The sequence below is a fragment of the Myroides odoratimimus genome (genome assembly GCF_030326305.1).
Taxonomy (GTDB): domain Bacteria; phylum Bacteroidota; class Bacteroidia; order Flavobacteriales; family Flavobacteriaceae; genus Flavobacterium; species Flavobacterium odoratimimum_A.
The window spans coordinates 138412-156926 of sequence record NZ_JACAKB010000001.1 but is presented as its reverse complement, the minus strand read 5'-3'; the positions used below and the strand labels follow the sequence as shown (position 1 = coordinate 156926).

At 33.4% G+C, this 18515-nt stretch carries 20 protein-coding genes and 1 tRNA gene; 12 read left to right on the top strand and 9 right to left on the bottom strand.

The genetic code is table 11. The features are described 5' to 3' along the window. Nucleotides 1-546: 546 nt before the first annotated feature. The 6 genes from HX049_RS00740 to HX049_RS00715 all read right to left on the bottom strand — a co-directional run bounded on the left by HX049_RS00740 (nucleotide 547) and on the right by HX049_RS00715 (nucleotide 5492). Nucleotides 547-1662 carry a Fic family protein gene (locus HX049_RS00740; RefSeq protein ID WP_006260539.1) on the bottom strand — a complete coding sequence of 372 codons (1116 nt, stop codon included), beginning with the start codon at nucleotides 1660-1662 and terminating at the stop codon, nucleotides 547-549. Nucleotides 1663-1857: 195 nt separating this feature from the next. Continuing rightward, nucleotides 1858-3087 (bottom strand): site-specific integrase, encoded by a 1230-nt coding sequence (locus HX049_RS00735; protein ID WP_006260538.1) that lies wholly within the window; start codon nucleotides 3085-3087, stop codon nucleotides 1858-1860. 240 nt (nucleotides 3088-3327) lie between these two features. Further along, complete coding sequence (locus HX049_RS00730; protein ID WP_286413413.1) at nucleotides 3328-4140, bottom strand: energy transducer TonB; 813 nt, start codon at nucleotides 4138-4140, stop codon at nucleotides 3328-3330. Nucleotides 4141-4314: 174 nt separating this feature from the next. Continuing rightward, entirely contained in the window at nucleotides 4315-4608 is a 294-nt protein-coding gene (locus tag HX049_RS00725; RefSeq protein ID WP_286413412.1) for a helix-turn-helix domain-containing protein, read from the bottom strand. A 36-nt stretch (nucleotides 4609-4644) separates the two neighbouring features. After that, nucleotides 4645-5103 (bottom strand): hypothetical protein, encoded by a 459-nt coding sequence (locus tag HX049_RS00720; protein WP_286413411.1) that lies wholly within the window; start codon nucleotides 5101-5103, stop codon nucleotides 4645-4647. A 26-nt stretch (nucleotides 5104-5129) separates the two neighbouring features. After that, nucleotides 5130-5492 (bottom strand): hypothetical protein, encoded by a 363-nt coding sequence (locus HX049_RS00715; protein ID WP_286413410.1) that lies wholly within the window; start codon nucleotides 5490-5492, stop codon nucleotides 5130-5132. A gap of 171 nt (nucleotides 5493-5663) precedes the next feature. Between HX049_RS00715 and HX049_RS00710 the strand changes: the two genes are divergently transcribed. Together HX049_RS00710 and HX049_RS00705 are read left to right on the top strand one after the other, a co-directional pair. Continuing rightward, nucleotides 5664-6701 (top strand): hypothetical protein, encoded by a 1038-nt coding sequence (locus tag HX049_RS00710; protein ID WP_286413409.1) that lies wholly within the window; start codon nucleotides 5664-5666, stop codon nucleotides 6699-6701. Further along, entirely contained in the window at nucleotides 6698-7252 is a 555-nt protein-coding gene (locus HX049_RS00705; protein WP_286413408.1) for a DUF7691 family protein, read from the top strand. Before HX049_RS00710 ends, HX049_RS00705 begins: the two co-directional genes overlap by 4 nt. Nucleotides 7253-7514: 262 nt before the next feature. On the opposite strand, the gene HX049_RS00700 is transcribed toward HX049_RS00705, so the two are convergent. Next, nucleotides 7515-7802 carry a DUF7695 domain-containing protein gene (locus HX049_RS00700; RefSeq protein ID WP_286413407.1) on the bottom strand — a complete coding sequence of 96 codons (288 nt, stop codon included), beginning with the start codon at nucleotides 7800-7802 and terminating at the stop codon, nucleotides 7515-7517. Between the two features lie 721 nt (nucleotides 7803-8523). Next, nucleotides 8524-9114: a cytochrome b/b6 domain-containing protein gene (locus HX049_RS00695; protein WP_286413406.1), complete on the bottom strand. Its 591-nt coding sequence runs from the start codon at nucleotides 9112-9114 to the stop codon at nucleotides 8524-8526. A 329-nt stretch (nucleotides 9115-9443) separates the two neighbouring features. On the opposite strand from HX049_RS00695, the gene HX049_RS00690 reads away from it, so the two are divergent. The 3 genes from HX049_RS00690 to HX049_RS00680 all read left to right on the top strand — a co-directional run bounded on the left by HX049_RS00690 (nucleotide 9444) and on the right by HX049_RS00680 (nucleotide 10806). After that, a complete protein-coding gene (locus HX049_RS00690; RefSeq protein WP_286413405.1) occupies nucleotides 9444-10172 on the top strand; it encodes a hypothetical protein in 729 nt (242 codons plus the stop codon). A 137-nt stretch (nucleotides 10173-10309) separates the two neighbouring features. After that, nucleotides 10310-10684 carry a DUF983 domain-containing protein gene (locus HX049_RS00685; RefSeq protein WP_006257459.1) on the top strand — a complete coding sequence of 125 codons (375 nt, stop codon included), beginning with the start codon at nucleotides 10310-10312 and terminating at the stop codon, nucleotides 10682-10684. A gap of 51 nt (nucleotides 10685-10735) precedes the next feature. After that, nucleotides 10736-10806, top strand: a tRNA-Trp gene (locus HX049_RS00680). A gap of 65 nt (nucleotides 10807-10871) precedes the next feature. Here the strand turns inward: HX049_RS00680 and HX049_RS00675 are convergent. Continuing rightward, nucleotides 10872-11747, bottom strand: a complete 876-nt coding sequence (locus tag HX049_RS00675) for an AraC family transcriptional regulator (RefSeq protein ID WP_286413404.1) — start codon at nucleotides 11745-11747, stop codon at nucleotides 10872-10874. A gap of 246 nt (nucleotides 11748-11993) precedes the next feature. On the opposite strand from HX049_RS00675, the gene HX049_RS00670 reads away from it, so the two are divergent. The 7 genes from HX049_RS00670 to HX049_RS00640 all read left to right on the top strand — a co-directional run bounded on the left by HX049_RS00670 (nucleotide 11994) and on the right by HX049_RS00640 (nucleotide 18380). Continuing rightward, nucleotides 11994-12287, top strand: a complete 294-nt coding sequence (locus HX049_RS00670; RefSeq protein ID WP_286413403.1) for a hypothetical protein — start codon at nucleotides 11994-11996, stop codon at nucleotides 12285-12287. A 7-nt stretch (nucleotides 12288-12294) separates the two neighbouring features. Then, entirely contained in the window at nucleotides 12295-12678 is a 384-nt protein-coding gene (locus tag HX049_RS00665) for a hypothetical protein (protein ID WP_286413402.1), read from the top strand. Nucleotides 12679-12681: 3 nt separating this feature from the next. Continuing rightward, nucleotides 12682-13830, top strand: a complete 1149-nt coding sequence (locus tag HX049_RS00660; RefSeq protein WP_286413401.1) for a glutathionylspermidine synthase family protein — start codon at nucleotides 12682-12684, stop codon at nucleotides 13828-13830. Nucleotides 13831-13912: 82 nt separating this feature from the next. Continuing rightward, entirely contained in the window at nucleotides 13913-14485 is a 573-nt protein-coding gene (locus tag HX049_RS00655) for a pentapeptide repeat-containing protein (protein ID WP_286413400.1), read from the top strand. 67 nt (nucleotides 14486-14552) lie between these two features. Continuing rightward, a complete protein-coding gene (locus HX049_RS00650; protein ID WP_286413399.1) occupies nucleotides 14553-16883 on the top strand; it encodes a hypothetical protein in 2331 nt (776 codons plus the stop codon). Between the two features lie 24 nt (nucleotides 16884-16907). Further along, nucleotides 16908-17657, top strand: coding sequence for an SDR family NAD(P)-dependent oxidoreductase (locus HX049_RS00645; RefSeq protein ID WP_286413398.1), 750 nt, complete (start codon nucleotides 16908-16910; stop codon nucleotides 17655-17657). Between the two features lie 72 nt (nucleotides 17658-17729). Beyond that, complete coding sequence (locus tag HX049_RS00640) at nucleotides 17730-18380, top strand: WG repeat-containing protein (RefSeq protein WP_286413397.1); 651 nt, start codon at nucleotides 17730-17732, stop codon at nucleotides 18378-18380. Nucleotides 18381-18515: the final 135 nt, after the last annotated feature.

Genomic DNA, 18515 nt, shown 5'->3' with positions numbered 1-18515 from the left:
ACTAACTACTTTGACTACAAAAAACAGCACTTTTATGTAAGCAAAAAATATTGATTACAATTTTTGAAGACTAACTACTTTGACTACAAAAAACAGCACTTTTATGTAAGCAAAAAATATTGATTACAATTTTTGAAGACTAACTAGTTTGATTACAAAAAATAACACTTTTATGTAAGCAAAAAATATTGATTACAATTTTTGAAGACTAACTAGTTTGATTACAAAAAATAACACTTTTATGTAAGCAAAAAATATTGATTACAATTTTTGAAGACTAACTAGTTTGATTACAAAAAATAACACTTTTATGTAAGCAAAAAATATTGATTACAATTTTTGAAGACTAACTACTTTGATTACAAAAAACAACACTTTTATGTAAGCAAAAAATATTGATTACAATTTTTGAAGACTAACTAGTTTGATTACAAAAAATAACACTTTTATGTAAGCAAAAAATATTGATTACAATTTTTGAAGACTAACTAGTTTGATTACAAAAAACAGTACTTTTATGTAAACAAAAAATATTGATTACAATTTTTATACTCTAACTAATTTCATTAAAGGTTCAAAAGAATACATCGCAGCTCTACGCCCTGATGATTCTTCTCTTAAAACTAAATAGCCATTATCAACTAATTTTTTAATCATTAGTACTGCTGTTGCATTCGGGATCTTTGTTGTACTAACAAATTTATTATTTCTAAATACTGGATAAGTAAATATAAAATCAAGTATCTCTATATTCCATTTTGAAGATAGTAACTCAGAGAATTCAGTTTTTGTAGTTTCGTACAAACTCTTTATACTCTCAGCTATTTCTAAATTTTTAATCGCTTGATTTTCTACTGCTTTTAAGAAAAAAAGAATCCATTCATTCCAATCCTTTGTTTTGGAAACATTACGCATTTGTTCTATATATTCATCTTTATTTTCTTCAAAATATCCACTAATATAAAAATGAGGTTCTGAAAGAATTTTTTCTCTCCATAAGTTCAGCGTAATTAACATTCTTCCAATTCTTCCATTTCCATCTTTAAAAGGATGCAATGCTTCAAACTCCAAATGCATAATAGCAGTTTTAATTAACGGAGGAAAATCACTATTTTCTAGAAACTTAAAAAGCTGCTCTAATCCATCAACTAGATTTTCAGGCCTAATAGGAATAAACTGAATTTCTCTTTTTAACCTATCTGCCAAATAATTTTGTTCTTTCTTAAATTCACCAGGAGATTTATTTGCTCCTCTACCTAAATATAACAACTGTTGATGCATTTGCTTAAGAAAGCTTAATGAAAAATCATAGCCACTTTCAAGTGCACTTTGAGCATTTTTCAAAGCACGTTGGTATAAGATAGTTTCTATTACATCGGTTTTAGCAGTAGTGATATCCTCACCTTCATGATCAGCCTCATATTGAAGTATCTCATCCATTGTGCTAATTGTACCTTCAATTCTAGAAGATATTACCGCCTCCTGATTTCTTAAAGGAGCTAATAAAATTTCAGTGTTATGTAGGTTTTTTAACATTTGATCAAAACGTGCCAATGCATCAGTAGCCCTCACTAATTCTTGAATAAAAAGAGCATAATCAATACTCTTTGGAGGAAAAACACCATAATGATAATCTACCGCTTTCTCTAAATTATAATCCATACATTTTTATTTTGATTACAAAAATAAAAATAAAAACAAAAACAAAGATGTTTGATTACATAAATATAGATATTATTGTAATCAAAATATTTTTTATTAAATTATAATGTAAAACAGAAACAGATAAATCTCTATTAAAAATCAAATAAGCTTCCCTCTTTACAAAACACGCTTTATCAGTCCCCACAAACATAGTTAAAACAAATTCTCAAATGCCTGATCAAGCTCTTCTCTATTAAAATCCTCTACATAAGCTTCAGTAGTTTTAATAGATTGGTGCCCAAAGGCCTGTTTAAGCATATATAAGTTCACCCCTTTTTTTAATGATAGAGTAGCGAAAGTATGACGAGCTGTATAAAAGGTAATCTTTGTTTTAATCCCACATTCCTTTGCAATGATATTTAACTGCTTATTATAATAATCCCTAACACTACTTTTTCGTGCTCTTAGTTCTTCTTTAGTATATAGGCTTAGATCTTTATCCAGGATTGAAAAGATGTAATCTGTATCAAATGGCCTATAGATTCTGAAATAGTTTAAGATAGTATCCAAGTCTTTATTCTCTGGTATCTTTACATTAATAGCCACGCCTGTTTTATTTCGGATATAACTAAAACGATTAGAATTTATATCATCCCATTTTAATTCAGCGATATCAGTAAAGTTCATTCCTCGACAAAAGAAACTAAATAAATAAGTATACAACACCTTAGCTCCTTCAGTATTTTCTGAAAAGTCATAATCAAGTAGCAGCTGTAACTCTTCTTTTGTAAGCGCTTTTTTTATCTTGGTAGATTTCAACTTAGAAATCACATAGTCTCTAAATGGATAATTCTCCAAAGATGCTATTTTTGATTTAATAGCAGAATTATAAATAGCACGTATATTACGCATATATATACCTATTCCTCCATTTGTACAGCCTCTTGATCTTAAGTCTGCTTCAAAGGCTACTAAAAAAGAATAATCAATTTGTGAAAACTCATATTTGATCACCCCAGGCTTAAAACGTTTTAAAGCCTTTAATGAATCATTATATGAACTTGCTGAACTAACTTGACCTGCTTCTTTGAATTGCTCAATCCTATTTTGAAAAAAAGCAACAAATTTTACAATCTCAACCTTCTCTGGTCGAAGTAGAGAATCAAATACTTCAAGTGTAAATTCTTTTTCTTGTTCAATCATCAAATCCAATACTTTTGACGCATCTTGTTTGAGCGTACTTAATATTCTATTGGCTTGTAAAAAATTCGGGAACTTAGAGGTAAACTCCCCCACTTTTGCATTCCAAAATTTAGGTGCAGTACTGTAAGGTGTTTTATAGAATTTAGACCTCCTATTAATAGTAACTCTAAGATTAATTGGGTAAGTTCCATCACTTAATTTTGTCTTTTTTAATACAATTTTTAAACTCGTTTTCATCATAAATAATTTTAAAGTACAACATACGTACAACAAATCGGTACTTATCGTGCAAATAGATGAAACAAAAATATTTTAAAAATTTTACAACTAACTAAAAATCAGTTAGTTTGAAACAAAATGCAATTAAATACAACATTCATTTCTCCGGCTCATAATCAGTAAGTCCCTGGTTCGAGCCCAGGTGGGACCACAAAATAACCCCTCATTACCTTGGTAGTGAGGGGTTTGTTTTTTTAGGGGTTAATTCCTTTCCATTCCTATCAACATATAGATATCATCTTTCACAGGTATACCATTCACCCTAGTCGGAAGCCATTTAGCTAGAGACTGTACCATCATGGTCAATTCCTTAGTACTGAGCTCTATCTCTTCCACTAAATTAGTAAGTATAATATTGCTCAACTCCCCTGACTCATCTATAGATATATCTAGTCTTAATGCATACTCTCTTCCTGCTACATAATACTTAGTCTTCATAAACGCTTCTCTAAAGAGCTCCTTAAAACTATCCGTACCACACTCTGCCATTGTATAGCTTATATATCCATACCCACTCTCATCCGCTAATTCACGCCATCTCATAGGCACCTCTGTCTTGCGCATTATAATCGGTAAAGTGAATCGACTGCGTACTTTATTATTATTCTGTATAGCAGGCTTCCACCTATTCACAGTACTCATCGTGCGCGCAGCCTCTACCCCTAAGCCATAGCCAGGATCACGTACAACCATAATATCAGAGAAACTCCCATCTGCCTCTACCACAAACTGAAGAATACACTGAAATGCCCTCTGCCTATCTAGACCTTCTATCGCCTCCTGTGATATCATAAAACGATTTGTAAACTCATATTCAAAACTGCCCATACCCCTTACAGGTGAAGCTCTCACTTGTACAGCTACATAAACATAGTTCGGATCCTGTTGCGGATTATTAGGCACAGTATTAGACTTAGATACTTCCGGGATTATGACCTCTGTTGTTGTATTCTCTTGAGCATACCCCATACAACTAAGACATAAAACACTTATTATCCATATTATATTCCTCATAAGCAATATTTTTTATACAGAGAATTACAAATAGCATAAAACTCTTCACTAATTTACTTAAATACTTCTAAAATACCACATTGACATTAACATTTTACTCCTCTACAATTATATACCTACTAGGTATAAAACATTATGTTTCTACCCTATCCCTAAACAATACTCTCTACCGATTTAATTACTATTATCTACAAAAAGACTTATCGTCATTCCTAACGCATTAAATACTTTCAACAAAACACTTATCTTCACATCAACAAAATCACTTTCTATTCTCTTAACTTGTGCTTTAGACACTCCTGCTAGATGGGCAAGTTCTTTCTTGGTCAAGCCTTTTGCTTTGCGCAACTCATATACCCTCACTCCAAGCCTCCCTATTTCTACTCGTGCCTCAAAAAGATCGCGCTCTTTTGTACCCTTTTTACCTATATGCTCATCTATGATTTGATCTAATGGAAATGTTTTCATCTGATTCAGAAATTAAACTTTTATACTTTTACTACTCTATCTCTTAAGCTCAGCTAATACTGCCACTTTAGCCAGGACAGTTTTACCCCATTCCACATCATCTGTATCCACTATTATGGTATTAAATCCATACTTATCTCCTTCTCTATGTACACCTAGAGAATCATCTACATGAATATCTATCCCAAACTCAGAAGGTAGTTTAGACACACTTTTGCTCTTACTTCCTAATCTTTTTTCATGTAGCTGTTGATTAATGATACAGTCTATAGATATTCCATAGCTCCAAAACATCAATCTTATTTTAAAGGCACTCCTATAAGATGTAGTATAGACATAAATCTTATGTCCGTTATTTCTCAGCTCTTTAAACAACGCTATAGTACCTAATCTTACCCTTTCCACACCGAGTATCTTTGCCCATATAGGTTCTACTTCTAAGGGGAACCTCACATTCGATATTATAGTATCGTCTAGATCAAATGATATTATCATTGGTTTTCTTTCTACATATTAACATTCTACCCATAACACACCACCGCAGTCGAATGACTGAAAGTCGCCTCATAATACTTAACTACACCACTAGATACTACCTTCAGATATAGCTTATTAAATACCATATTTTCAGCATGCATCCTACCTATATTTAAGAACTTGGGATCTCTGAAGTTATCATTATAATCCTTGAGTATAAACTCATCAAACTCTTTAACAGTAAGTGGTTGTATGCTTTGTATAGCAGGTGATATAAGCACCTCTTTCACTATCGTAAATTCATAAACATATATCTTATCTCCTTGCTGAAGTTTAAAGCTCCATACCTCACCAGAATCCATCGCTTTAAACTCTCCAAGCCCTTTTTCATTGACATCTATCACCATCGGTTTTTTTTATAATAGACTTCGCTTGCACACTTCCTATAGAAAGAATGAATATCAAAAAAAATATAAATCTTCTCATACTATATTAATTAGTAAGCAATTTAAGCAATTCTCTATTACAACAATCTTTTAATTATCACTACCTTTATTACTTACTAAAAAATTAAAACAGTGAAACAGTACTTATTCATTCTTCTAATAACACTCAGCTCTCATACAGCAATATCTCAAGATAAATATCCGGATCTATTAGAAAGAGATGACATAGAAATGTCTATTGATGATTATAAAAAATATTCAAAAAAAGAATACTACAGAGAGTACATATACATTTATAAACATACTATTTCCAAAAACAGTAAAGCGGATATAGGTGCTCCGAATGAAGTTGATTTACCTTGGAATCTTATAAAAAACTTTAATCCTCAAATCTTTTTTGAAACTGCAGTAAAGACAATATCTCTTACTTCATTAGAAAATGATAAATACACGTTTAACATCACTGTTCCTTTAACTCAATCTGAAAAAGAGGAACAAAGAAGGACAGGTGGAATTAAAACTAAGACCACTTTAGCAGATTTACTGTATATCAAAATATTATCTAGTAATCTAACAAATACAACCACTAAACAGACCATTGTATTAGATGATCATTTAATTCGATCTACAGGAAATTGGTTTCCTCAAACAAATCCTACCCATCAAAAGTATCTTTATTTTAATTATCTAAACAATATCAAAGACATTAAAGGCAACGTCAAAGTACAATTAATAATGCCTACTAATTATGAGATAACCGAAATAACAAAAGATCAAATAGCTAAAGAAATACAAGTCAATAAAGACCTAAGAATAAAGCTTCTTGCGTTTGAAGATAATATTATACACTTCGAAGTATTAGACAATAAAGAGTTGAATCTAGATATCACTTATAACAATGACTATGGTGGAGGGTCAAGTAATACTGTAATAGATAAACAACTATATGATTTTTATCGTCTGAATACAGGACTACCATACCCTGATTTTGAAAAAAAAGCTACAGAATACTACAACGATCTAGAAGATAAAGAAGTAGATGAAAACAAAGTATATATGTATCGTCTAACAAACAAAGTAGAAAAATTCTATCTATACCAAATAGATGAGGCAACTCAACTAATGAATGAGAAAGAACTAACTTTAAATTATAAAACTAACATACAATGAGTTATTCTGTACAAAGCTATCTAACAGACAAAACAAAAATACAACAAGTCTATGGTTGCAAGGATTTGACTTTATATAACGAGTTATGTGAGGCGTTCCAAGATCAACTAGACGAGCACTCTGACTACTTCGATAATGAACTAGAACCGCATAGTATCACCTTCGTAGACATACTACTCGACATCATCAATGGAGAGATTCAATACAATGAATTAACGTTTGCGTATGGTTATGTATACGAGCTGTTGTGTGAGCATTATGGAGAAGTGTTTTATCCTACCTCTGATGAATATTCCACACCTTACTATGAAACTGTGGAAACTGAACTAACAAGCAAAGCATTTATTCCGATTCCCTTCTCAGAGGACTTCCCTTCAATATACAGTATCGCTATAGAAGATTTAGATAAAGAAGTTACTCCATTCATCGAAAATTACAGAAGAAAAAAAGAGATTGATGAAGAGACATACACTCTTGAACAAGAAGACTTCCTATACGCCTTTGAGTTGGCAAAAAAACAAAACAAAGACTTAGTTTTCTTCTTATATTAAAAATAAAGAATATATACAATCTATCATATCAAAAAACAGAACCAATAATTCCAAACCATGCCGTGTTTTTTGTATCTTTGCGGTCTAAGGTGTCCCGTTATTCTGAAATACGCTTTAACGCTGCACTTAAAAAAAAGAAATCACAACCTCGGACTTGCTCCGAGGTTTTTGTTTTTTATACAACACTTTTCTATATCATTCCAAACTAATTTCTGTCTTGAATACTTTTAATAAATTAAAAGTCAAAACCTTAAAATTTATTTTACCAAAAAACTTGTACCTCAGTATAGTCTAATACTTCATCTATTCCAAGATAATCGCATTTACACTGAACAAAGTCATATTTATGTGTAGAAGTCATTACTTCTTCACACTTAGGACACATACGCTGATTCTTTGCTAAACCTATCTCTTGGTATATTCTCTCAACTTCCGCAAACTTAGCCTCATCTTCATCACTAAGCTTACTATTTTCTCTTAACAATTGAATAAAAGGGTCTATTTCAATTTTATCCTTAGTCATATAATCTTGAACACAGATATTTATCATTTCATCTACTGATGTATCTGAATATTTATTAATACCTCTCTCTAGGTTCTTTCAGATACATCCTATTTCACAACTTAAAGAACGCATTTCTTTATCAGTATAATATCTATTTTCCTACTGATAAAAACAATATTCTCTACCTATTTAATTACTATTATCTACAGAAAGACTTATCGTCATTCCTAACGCATTAAATACTTTTTAGCAATTCTCTATTACAACAATCTTTTAATTAATACATACCAACAAATTAAAATTTATAAACCAACACACCACTTTTGAATTCCATTCTTACCAATACAATAAGAATGTTCCTCTTGCACTCTCTAGGGGTTTGCTAGGAGATTCCTTGGGCTTTCCTTGCCCAAAAGGCGTTTTTGTCGAAGAAAGGTGCAAGAAACCCTCAAGCAATCCCCTAGCAAGTCTGAACAAAACTATCTTTAATACATCCATAAATATGGATAAGAAATAAAGTTACTACGTGATTCTTTTTAAATACGGCATCCCTTATCTACACTAGAAAACTTATTTTCAATTTAAGTTTTGTTCGGGGATGGTTCGGGTCATGTTCGGTAATCCTTCGGTAAAAAGGGTGTTTTTCCGAACAAAATCAAAACAAACCAATGATTTAGAATTATAAAAAAAGCATCTGTATGACTACAGATGCTTTTCAACAAAACACATTTACACTAACCTAATATATCATTAGACAGCTCTATAGTTATAGGTCGTACTTACTCTTCCCATTGATCATGCGAGAGACTATCCCATTATCTGAACTCAGCTCAGCGAATAGCACCCCGATAAAATGAATAACTAAATACGTTATAAAATAATATATAGAACCAAAATGAATACTCTTTATTTCATTATTATAAGCTGTCTCAATATCTAACTCTAAGACAAGACCTGTAACTAGCGAGATAACCACACAAACATAGAACAGCAAGTATATGATAGCTCTAATACGTAGATTAAGTGTAATACCTCCCTTAAATGGATTTAAGAACGGTACTCTACCCATCATCCCTAATATAATTCTGATGAACACTAATCCCATCAAGGCATAGCCTAGATACACATGCCACTCCCACAGAGGAGCACGTATACGCTTCGCCAGTACGACAGCCTTCTCCTTAGTCATATTTACATCCTGAGAAGTGGAGTACTCCATGATGATCTCACTCATCTCCTCTTTATTTAACCAGCTATATCGCAGCAGTATAGTGATAAGCATCCCTAACATTACGAATGCTATACTCCAGTGCAAAAACCGAAATGCCAAGCTATAGCAATCACCTCTCATTCTCATTTTAATATTTTTAATAAAATTAAATTACCAAATATGTTAATTTAAATTAATTATAATAATCAAATATAGAAATAACAATTAATATCTTCTAAACAAAAGTGAACATAATTTTAAAAAAGTAAAAAAATAAGTTTTCTATACAATATCAAATAATCCAAAACGTTATATAAATAGCTAATAGAATGCAGAAAAAATGGATTAACTCTATTATGTCTATTTTTTAAAGTATGTTTGTTAGTCTGCAATATTTTTTTGAAATAAAATATTAATATTTATCTTAAATTTGCAGAGTGAAAAACAAATTGTTATTGAATCAAAAATAAATTGGAATGAAAAAGATATTACTCTTGTTTGTAATACTAATGTCAATTAGTACTTCTTATGGTCAGCGAAAATCTAAAAAGCAGGAAGAACCTGTGAAAAAGATTGAGTACCTAGACATTGTTCAAATTCTATCAAATAAAGATGAGCTTAAATTAACTCAACAACAGGTAGGAGCCTTGACAATCAAAAATGAATACATTAAGCGTGACTTACAGAACCTGAATTCTAAAACAAAGATGCAGGAAGTAGAGAAGAACATGCACCAACGCCAACTATTCGCTGGTTATAACCACTTCGTGAATAGAACACTAAATGAAGATCAGTTAGAAAGTTGGAATGTAATTAAAAAAGAAATAGCTGCTGGTGAAGAAGAAAGCTCTGATCTAAAAACAGAGATGGCTGCACTAGACTCAGCTTATAAGGCAGAACTAAAAGAGGTATACAGAAAGTATAGTAAAGATCGTAAATTATACTACGCAAGTAGAAATATAGTGAGAAAGCAATACGATGCTGATAAGCTACGTATCTACAAAAAATACAATCAAGCAGTAGAAGAAGAAGGTGAAGAAGGTGATAAAGTATTAACACTAGAAGAAATCGCAAACTTATATAAAGAATACGACGATTACTACAATGAACCGACACAAGCTAATCCATTAGAATACTTAGATGTAAAAGAAGAATATTCTAATGAGACAGAAGAAATAACAACAGAAGAAGAAGGAGAGTATTAATCTCCTTCTTTTTTTTTGTACTATTTAAATACTTTAAGGTACTTTAACAGTCAAAATGTCTGAATAATACCAAAATACAAGTGTATTAAGCGTAAAGCTTTCAGTTTTTTTAAGTTACTTTGCATAAAAATTAAATTATGTCTTATATCAGCAAAGTTATTAGTGGAAAATGCCCTAACTGTGGTAAAGAGCACATATTCCATGACAAAGGAAATCCGATTACATTTAAGATGCCAAAAATGACGAAAGAGTGTGGATCTTGTGGGTATAACTTCCATAGAGAAACAGGATTTTATTTTGGGGCTATGTATATGAGTTATGCACTTACAGTTGCTGAAATGGTAACCGTGATGGTGCTTCGTCTTATCATCAATCACTTATTCGATTTGAATATCACAATGTTACATGCATTTATTGCAATTGTATTTGTAATATTTATTCTATGGACATTTAATTATCGCTTATCTCGAATCATGTGGTTAAATTTATTTTATAAAAAAGATGAGCAATAGTCTAGGTTTATTAAAATAAAAGTTATTATATTTGCGCCACCTAACAGAGAAACGGGTGTAGTTCAAGGGTAGAATAGCGGTCTCCAAAACCGTTGATGGGGGTTCGAATCCCTCCACCCGTGCAGCGTAAAAAAAGCTCCTTAATATTACATTAAGGAGCTTTTTGTTTTTATACTGTATTTATATTTTACACATACTTTTTAAGAAACTCTTTTGGAGAGATACCTGTTCTCTTTTTAAACACCTTAGAGAAGTATGAATAATCATCGTATCCTAGCATTGTAGCGATCTCACTAAAGCTCTTGCCGGTATAGATAAGCATGCGTTTAGCCTCTAAGACGATTCTGTCTATAATGATATCAGTAGTAGTCTTGTCTAATAATGTCTTACAGACGCGATTTAAATGCTTTTGTGTCATATTCATCCATTCTGCATAGACTGCGGCAGACTTCTCTGTCCGAAAATTCTTTTCTAATAAATTCTCGAAGTGATGTAGATGCTGATTATACTGCAAGTTGGGCACTGCTGTAAAAGAGTTTCCTTCTAATAATTGTCTATTGCATTCTATATAGAATAGTGAAGCTAGATTCACTAGAGAGAAGTTCTTCTTCCAGTTGGGTTGGCTCACCTCATCCGTCATTCTCTTCATCAGACTCTCTACTAGTACACTGCTCTCTTTATTCAATAAAAACCCGTTGGGATAGTATGCTGATCTAAATACAGGATATTCGCGTATCGTCTCTCGGACAAAGAACAAATCAAAATACTCTTGAGTGTGAAAAAAGATATAACCATCTATATCCTCTGATAAGATCCAACTATGCGTCTGCCCTGGCGCTAACATAAACACCATACCAGGCTGTATCTCATAGCTCTGAAAATCTATCTCGTGGGTTCCACTCCCCTTTGTAAAAATCATACAAACGTAGAAATCATGTCGATGTGGTTTTTCCACATGATCGTGATTTGTAATAAGGTGTTGTGGTATCGTATTAGCATAAAAATCAGCTCCTTTAACCTCCTCAGTCAAATCTCGCATTTGTAAAATAGTAATATCTTTCATCAATCAAATATATGGTCAAACAAAAATAGCATTTTTAGTTTACACTAAATAATTCTTATGCTAATGGCTTATGTCCTAGCTGCCACTCTACTCTATGTATTTAAAAAACAAATAGACTCTATAATGCGCTAGTATACACTTGATCAAGAGCTAAGCGTGAATAATATCCAAAAAGTCTACTGTACAACAAACAAAGTTTTGAGTAAACTTTACTATCTTTAGCACTCGTTAAAATAAATAATTGTTATGAAATATATTCTACCTATTCTTATGGTACTAGGACTAGCCTCATGTGGAGGTGGTGAATCTAAAAAAACAGATCTTGAGACTATCGATAAACAGTCTGCAAGAGAAGTAACGATCAAATCTGTAGTAGCAGGAGATAGTATCCTACATATCACAAGTCAAAAAATATGGGCGAATGGTCAACTAGTAACACAAAAGACGGACACAATCAAAACTGCAAAAGAAGTAAGCGCATGGGGAGATACTAAGCCTACTTCTCTAGTAAAAGTGCCGATTTATGTAACTGTAGAATAATAATATCATGAATAGAAAAAGTAGTAAAGCAGTGAGTCTAGTACTTATCACAGCAGCATTAGCTTCATGCTCTAAGACTCCTGATAAACAAGAAGAACAAGAACAAGCACAGAAAGTATATATGAGAGCAGATAGCTCTGCACCTTATACAGATGTGACTGAACAATATAATCAACAACGCCATCACAGTGGAGGTGGTATGGGTAGTGCGCTACTATGGTACATGGCCTTCAGACCACTAATGGGGGGAGGTATGGGATATGCTAGTAATGGATTATCTCACCAAGCTAATGTAGGTACGAATACGTCTAAATCTAATGCTGTAAAGACACATAAGTCAGCTAGAGGAGGTTTTGGGAATACTTCTAAGTCATCTACTGTTAGTTCATAATCTATGAGAATAAAATACCTAACAGCTGATGCAAATTGGCAAAAGAGATTAGAGGACAACGGATTTGGATTTCACACAGATGAGAACAATGTCCCTTATTGGATAGAACACTACTATTACAGTATAGAGCCGGCATTTGCTGACGAGATATACAATGCTACTACTGAGCTATGGCAGATGTGCTTAGAAGCAGTAGATCACGTGATCACACATAATCTATTTGATCAATTTCAGATTCCGATATTCTTTCACGATCATATAAAGCAGTCATGGGAGAATGATGCTCCAAGTATCTACGGTCGTTTTGACTTTGTCTACGATGAGAAAAAACAACAACTAAAAGTATTAGAGTTTAATGCGGATACTCCTACTTCTCTTTATGAAACAGGAGTGACGCAGTGGCAATGGATGCAACATTACTTCGGTGAACGCAAAGACCAATTTAATTCTGTACACGATCAATTAATCGCTTCATGGCGTGATCTAAAGCCTTATCTAAAAGGGGATACCCTGCACTTCAGTTGTATGCGTGAGACCTTAGAGGACCTAACGAATATAGAGTACCTAAGAGACACCGCTATACAAGCTGGTATCAACACGAAGCTAATCTTCATAGATGATATCGGATGGAATGGGGTAAACTTTACAGACCTAGAAGAAGAGACGATAACTGATATATTTAAACTATATCCGTGGGAATGGTTAGTATATGAGCCATTTGCGCTACATATACCGAATGACGAAGCACAGGCGAACTGGATAGAACCGTCATGGAAGATGATCTTATCTAATAAGGCTATCATGGCTGTACTGTGGAAGCTGTATCCTAACCATCCATTGCTACTAGAGACTTACTTCGATACACCTAACGGGATGCGAGACTATGTAAAGAAACCTTTACTCTCAAGAGAAGGTGCTAATGTAACGCTATACCAACACGGAGCTATCGTAGAGGCTACTCCGGGAGATTATGGAGAAGAAGGCTATATCTGTCAAGAGCTAGCTCACTTACACCAAGAATCTACAGGATATTCTATCATCGGGAGCTGGATCATAGGTCAAGAGTCATGTGGTATTACATTCCGAGAAAGCAACAATCGAATCACAACAGACAAAAGCAGATTTATACCTCATATCATAGAAGAATCATAAGGATAAATCTTTATAATATTATATCTTGCTACCGTATATGGATGAGTTCTATATACGGTAGCTAACTTTTAACACTAGACAGATGACACCAGAATTTATATACGACAAACAATACAGCAACACTGTATTTAACTATAATGATATCTCATTTAAAGAATTTGAGAATTGTAAGTTTAAAAACTGTGATCTGAGCGCTTGTTCATTCTTAGCTACTCTTTTTATAGACTGTGATTTTATAAACTGCAATTTTAAAGATGCAGAGGTAAACTATGTCGGACTGCGCAATGTCAACTTTACAGCTTGTAATTTTACGCGTGTAAACTTCGCCATGATAGACCAGACTATATTTGAATTTACCTTTACAGACTGTAACTTAGAATTAACTCAATTCTATGGTCTAAAGCTTAAAAAGCAACTGTTTTCTAACTGTAGTTTGATCAGTGCTGATTTCTCTGATACAGATTTGAGTATGGCACTGTTTGACAACTGTAACTTACACCGTGCAGTATTTCACAAAGCCAATGCTGAGAAAGCGGACTTCTACACGAGTTATAACTATGATATAGACCCGCAGTTCACTAAGATTAAAAAAGCAATATTCTCTATGGACGGATTAGCTGGTTTACTAACAAAGCATCAATTAGTCTTAAAGTAATTCATAATAATTACAAAAACATAAAGATAAATTAGTACTTTTAAGTATTAATTTATCTTTAATAAAAATGAAATTATCAAAACGTGTCAAAATCCTTTTAATAGTTGGTATCAGTCTACTAGGGCTATACCAGATAGGGAGGTATGCATTAAACCGTTTTATATATAAGCACTTACCAGAGATTATCGCAGAGAAGAATGATACTCCTTATGATCTAGCGTATGAGGACATCAGTTACTACCCTGCCTTAAGAAGACTAACTGTCTCTGGAATCACAGTGACTCCTAAAGATACTATCACTCACCCTAATCTTACTTATATCAGTGCAAGACTAGATAAAATAGTGATTCAAGGGGTAGCTATCAAAGAACTACTACAGAACAAGAATCTACGTGCAAACAAAATCAAGCTGAGTCATCCTAGTATAGTGATGATTAAAGGAGATAGTGTAGTACAAAAGCAAGCTAAAATAAAGGTAAAGAATGATATAGATATTGAATCTATTATCGTAGAGCATGCTCATGTCTTAATAAAAGACAGAAAGAGTAATACAAGACTAAATGAGGTCTATAACTTCAATGCAACAATCAGAGGAGTACATTTCGGTGAAGAGGTCATAGAAAAGGCTATTCCATTTAGTTATGACTCTTATGTGATGACTACAGACTCTATCTATAGCAAACTGAATGAGTGGCATAAGTTCACCATCGGTAAGATTATCATAGAACCGACTGCTTTAGAGATGCACCAGCTATCTGTAAAGCCCTTCTCAGAGACTATCGAGTCAAAAGAACTAGCTAAGAACTTGTTGTCTGTAGATATCCCACAGCTAAAGCTGACTGGGACAGACTGGGGGTATAGAAACGAACAAGACTTCTACCTCGACATTGCTTCTATAGAGACGGACTCTACAGCAATAAATATCAAGAATAATAAACTCAAACAAGATATCAAAGTAGCAGAAAAACAACCTGCTAAAAAAACTAAAAAGCAGAAAAAACAAGAGATAGCAGCGGTATATGATACATTACCTGCGCTTGTGCCATTTGCCTTAAAGATAGGTGATATTAAGATTAATAAATTATCACTAGACGCTTTAGATACTTGGAATACTTCTAAGACCAATATCGTCTTAACGGATATAAACAATAAGGTAGGAGAACAACTAAAAGTAGCTAAAATAGCGATAGACTCTCCTGTTATCACCTATACTCCTAATGATGTAAAAAGCAAGCCTAAGACTACTGCTAAGCTACTGTCTGACTATATCACATTAGATTCATTAGTACTGCGCAAGGCTGCTTTCCAAATACACGATAGAAAGACAAATAGCAGTAGCCTAAAAGTGAATAATATCAATGCTGTGATAACAGATATCCGTATTGATAAAAATACTGGTGGAAAGAAGATTCCTTTTACTTATGGCAAGACAACATTATCTTCTGGAGCGATTACATACGATACGAAGAAATATTATGATATAAGTGTAGACTCTCTATCTATCGACAATAAGGAGCTAAAACTGGCTAACTTCACTATGAAGCCAAAGTACTCTAGAAAAAAGACTGTAAGCATGTTTAGATATGCAGATGATATCTTCACACTGCATGCCAAAGAGATAGCTTTAAAGAATTATAACTATGACTTCGATGCCAAAGGAACTCTAATGTTTAAAACAGAACAGATCAACATCAATCAACTTGATGCTAATATCTTTAGAGATAAGGCTCCTACATTCAATATGAGTATCAAGCCCATGTTTAGTAAAAAACTAAGAGATCTAAAATTCGGGCTAGAAGTAAATAATGTTGCAATACGCAACTCTAAGTTAGTCTATGAAGAGACTGACCCTAAGGCAGTAGCTCCTGGTAAAATTATGTTCCACAACTTCAATGCGACTATTAAGAATGTATATAGTGGATATGGTGTGACTAAAGTACCTACTACTACGATAGCTGTCAATGCGAGGTTTATGAATGCTGCTCCACTGCGTGTGGACTGGTCTTTCAATGTACTTAACAGACGAGATAACTTCAATATACAAGGAAAGATTACAAACTTCCCTGCTAATTCTATGCGTCCGTTCTTACAGCCGTATGTCAAGGCTAATACAGAGGGTAGTATAAGTCTAGTTACTTTTAATTTCTCTGGTAATAGTACTTCTGCTACAGGAACCTATGGTATGAGATATGAAGACCTAAAGGTGACTATATATAGGAAAGATGGGCAGCAAAAGAAAAAGTTCTTATCTGCTGTAGGGAATATGTTTATCCGCAAGAGTACTAAGGATGAAATCAAGACAGTTAATATTAAAAAAGTAGATAGAGTTCAAGAAAAGTCTTTTTTCAATTATCTTTGGTTATGCATAATGCAAGGTTTAAAGCAAACCGTCTTATAGTACAACACCACAAAACAAAAAGATATGAAAACAGCATTCATTACAGGAGCTACATCAGGTATAGGAAAAGCAACAGCACGAGCGTTAGCTGCTAATCACAGACTAATCTTGTGTGGAAGAAATAAAGAGAACTTAGCAGCCATAGAGCGTGAACTAGCAGAGCAGACAGAAGTGATAACACTAATCTTCGATGTGAGTGATAAAGAAGCTACCTTTAAGGCAATAGCCTCTCTTCCTACTGCATGGCAAGATATAGATGTGCTTATCAATAACGCTGGAAATGCTCACGGATTAGCTACTTTCCAAGAAGCTTCTCTAGAAGACTTAGAGGCTATGATAGATATCAATGTAAAGGGAATAATCTATGTGACTAAAGCTATTGTTCCTCTTATGATCAAAAGACAGTATGGACATATCGTCAATCTATCTTCTATAGCAGGGAAAGAGTCTTACCAAAACGGTACAATCTACTGTGCTTCTAAAGCTGCTGTAGAAGCATTCTCTAAAGGACTGAGATACGATCTCCTATCAGATGGAATTAAGGTAACTAATGTAGCTCCAGGAGCAGTAGAAACAGACTTCTCACTAATCCGATTTAAAGGAGATAGCGACAGAGCAGCAAAGGTATATGAAGGGTATACTCCATTAGTAGCAGACGATATCGCGAATGCTATAGCCTATATCGTCAACCAACCTGAACATGTACAAATAGCTGATATTACAGTATTTCCAAAGGCTCAAGCTGGTGCAACAACCATTCATAAAAAATTGTAAAAATTATCATATTAATCATCCCAAAACTAATACATTTGCAGAGGAATTACAGTATGTTAATCTTCTATTAGAATGAAACAAATCTTAGCAATAAGTCTCTTATTAGGACTGAGTTGCACATCTAGTTGGGCTTATAAAAGTACCTACTCACACATCAATGTACAGTTAGAGGAAAGTGTAAAACTAGACACCGTCTATCTTGACTTAAAAAATGATCCAGACTTTAAGTTTCAAAACAACTTAAGATGGTATCAGGATAAGAAGTTAGAATTGTTCGGAATCAAAACCAATAAGAATGAAATTTTCATTGAGCCTCTTTTCTATCAGATAGAATCTTTTATAGAAGGAATATCTATCGTGTCTATGGACAACTTCCAAGGCGCTATAAATGATAAAGGAGAAGTGATTATTCCTTTTGCTTATGAAGAGCTACAGACAAGTAGTGAGTACAAAATAGCTTTCTTAGAAGGTGGTAAATGGGGATTCTTCAACACAGAAGGCAAAAAGGTTATTTCTGCCCAATATGATTATGTAGGAAGCTACTCTGATGGATTAGCCTTAGCCTCTAAAGACCAGCTGTTCGGTTATATCGATCATAAAGGAAGAGTCGTGATCCCATTTCAATACGACTACGCTAGTAACTTCGAAGATGGACAAGCACAAGTAGAACTAAAGTTTCAATCTTTTACTATTGATAAAAAAGGAACTAAGGTATCTTATTAAAATAAAAAACGGTAAGCTGTACAAGGCTTACCGTTTTTGTATACTAGAATTTCATAGCAAAAAAGCGTATTCTAAGTATTTGTAATAATTGATTCATACTATTGAAACTACCCCCACGATAATCAAAATAATATG

Bases quoted from the DNA above. Each gene is read 5' to 3' on its own strand.
- HX049_RS00740 (WP_006260539.1), bottom strand. From the start codon at position 1,662: ATGGATTATAATTTAGAGAAAGCGGTAGATTATCATTATGGTGTTTTT.
- HX049_RS00735 (WP_006260538.1), bottom strand. From the start codon at position 3,087: ATGATGAAAACGAGTTTAAAAATTGTATTAAAAAAGACAAAATTAAGT.
- HX049_RS00730 (WP_286413413.1), bottom strand. From the start codon at position 4,140: ATGAGGAATATAATATGGATAATAAGTGTTTTATGTCTTAGTTGTATG.
- HX049_RS00725 (WP_286413412.1), bottom strand. From the start codon at position 4,608: ATGAAAACATTTCCATTAGATCAAATCATAGATGAGCATATAGGTAAA.
- HX049_RS00720 (WP_286413411.1), bottom strand. From the start codon at position 5,103: ATGATAATATCATTTGATCTAGACGATACTATAATATCGAATGTGAGG.
- HX049_RS00715 (WP_286413410.1), bottom strand. From the start codon at position 5,492: ATGGTGATAGATGTCAATGAAAAAGGGCTTGGAGAGTTTAAAGCGATG.
- HX049_RS00705 (WP_286413408.1), top strand. From the start codon at position 6,698: ATGAGTTATTCTGTACAAAGCTATCTAACAGACAAAACAAAAATACAA.
- HX049_RS00700 (WP_286413407.1), bottom strand. From the start codon at position 7,802: ATGATAAATATCTGTGTTCAAGATTATATGACTAAGGATAAAATTGAA.
- HX049_RS00695 (WP_286413406.1), bottom strand. From the start codon at position 9,114: ATGAGAATGAGAGGTGATTGCTATAGCTTGGCATTTCGGTTTTTGCAC.
- HX049_RS00690 (WP_286413405.1), top strand. From the start codon at position 9,444: ATGAAAAAGATATTACTCTTGTTTGTAATACTAATGTCAATTAGTACT.
- HX049_RS00685 (WP_006257459.1), top strand. From the start codon at position 10,310: ATGTCTTATATCAGCAAAGTTATTAGTGGAAAATGCCCTAACTGTGGT.
- HX049_RS00675 (WP_286413404.1), bottom strand. From the start codon at position 11,747: ATGAAAGATATTACTATTTTACAAATGCGAGATTTGACTGAGGAGGTT.
- HX049_RS00670 (WP_286413403.1), top strand. From the start codon at position 11,994: ATGAAATATATTCTACCTATTCTTATGGTACTAGGACTAGCCTCATGT.
- HX049_RS00665 (WP_286413402.1), top strand. From the start codon at position 12,295: ATGAATAGAAAAAGTAGTAAAGCAGTGAGTCTAGTACTTATCACAGCA.
- HX049_RS00660 (WP_286413401.1), top strand. From the start codon at position 12,682: ATGAGAATAAAATACCTAACAGCTGATGCAAATTGGCAAAAGAGATTA.
- HX049_RS00655 (WP_286413400.1), top strand. From the start codon at position 13,913: ATGACACCAGAATTTATATACGACAAACAATACAGCAACACTGTATTT.
- HX049_RS00650 (WP_286413399.1), top strand. From the start codon at position 14,553: ATGAAATTATCAAAACGTGTCAAAATCCTTTTAATAGTTGGTATCAGT.
- HX049_RS00645 (WP_286413398.1), top strand. From the start codon at position 16,908: ATGAAAACAGCATTCATTACAGGAGCTACATCAGGTATAGGAAAAGCA.
- HX049_RS00640 (WP_286413397.1), top strand. From the start codon at position 17,730: ATGAAACAAATCTTAGCAATAAGTCTCTTATTAGGACTGAGTTGCACA.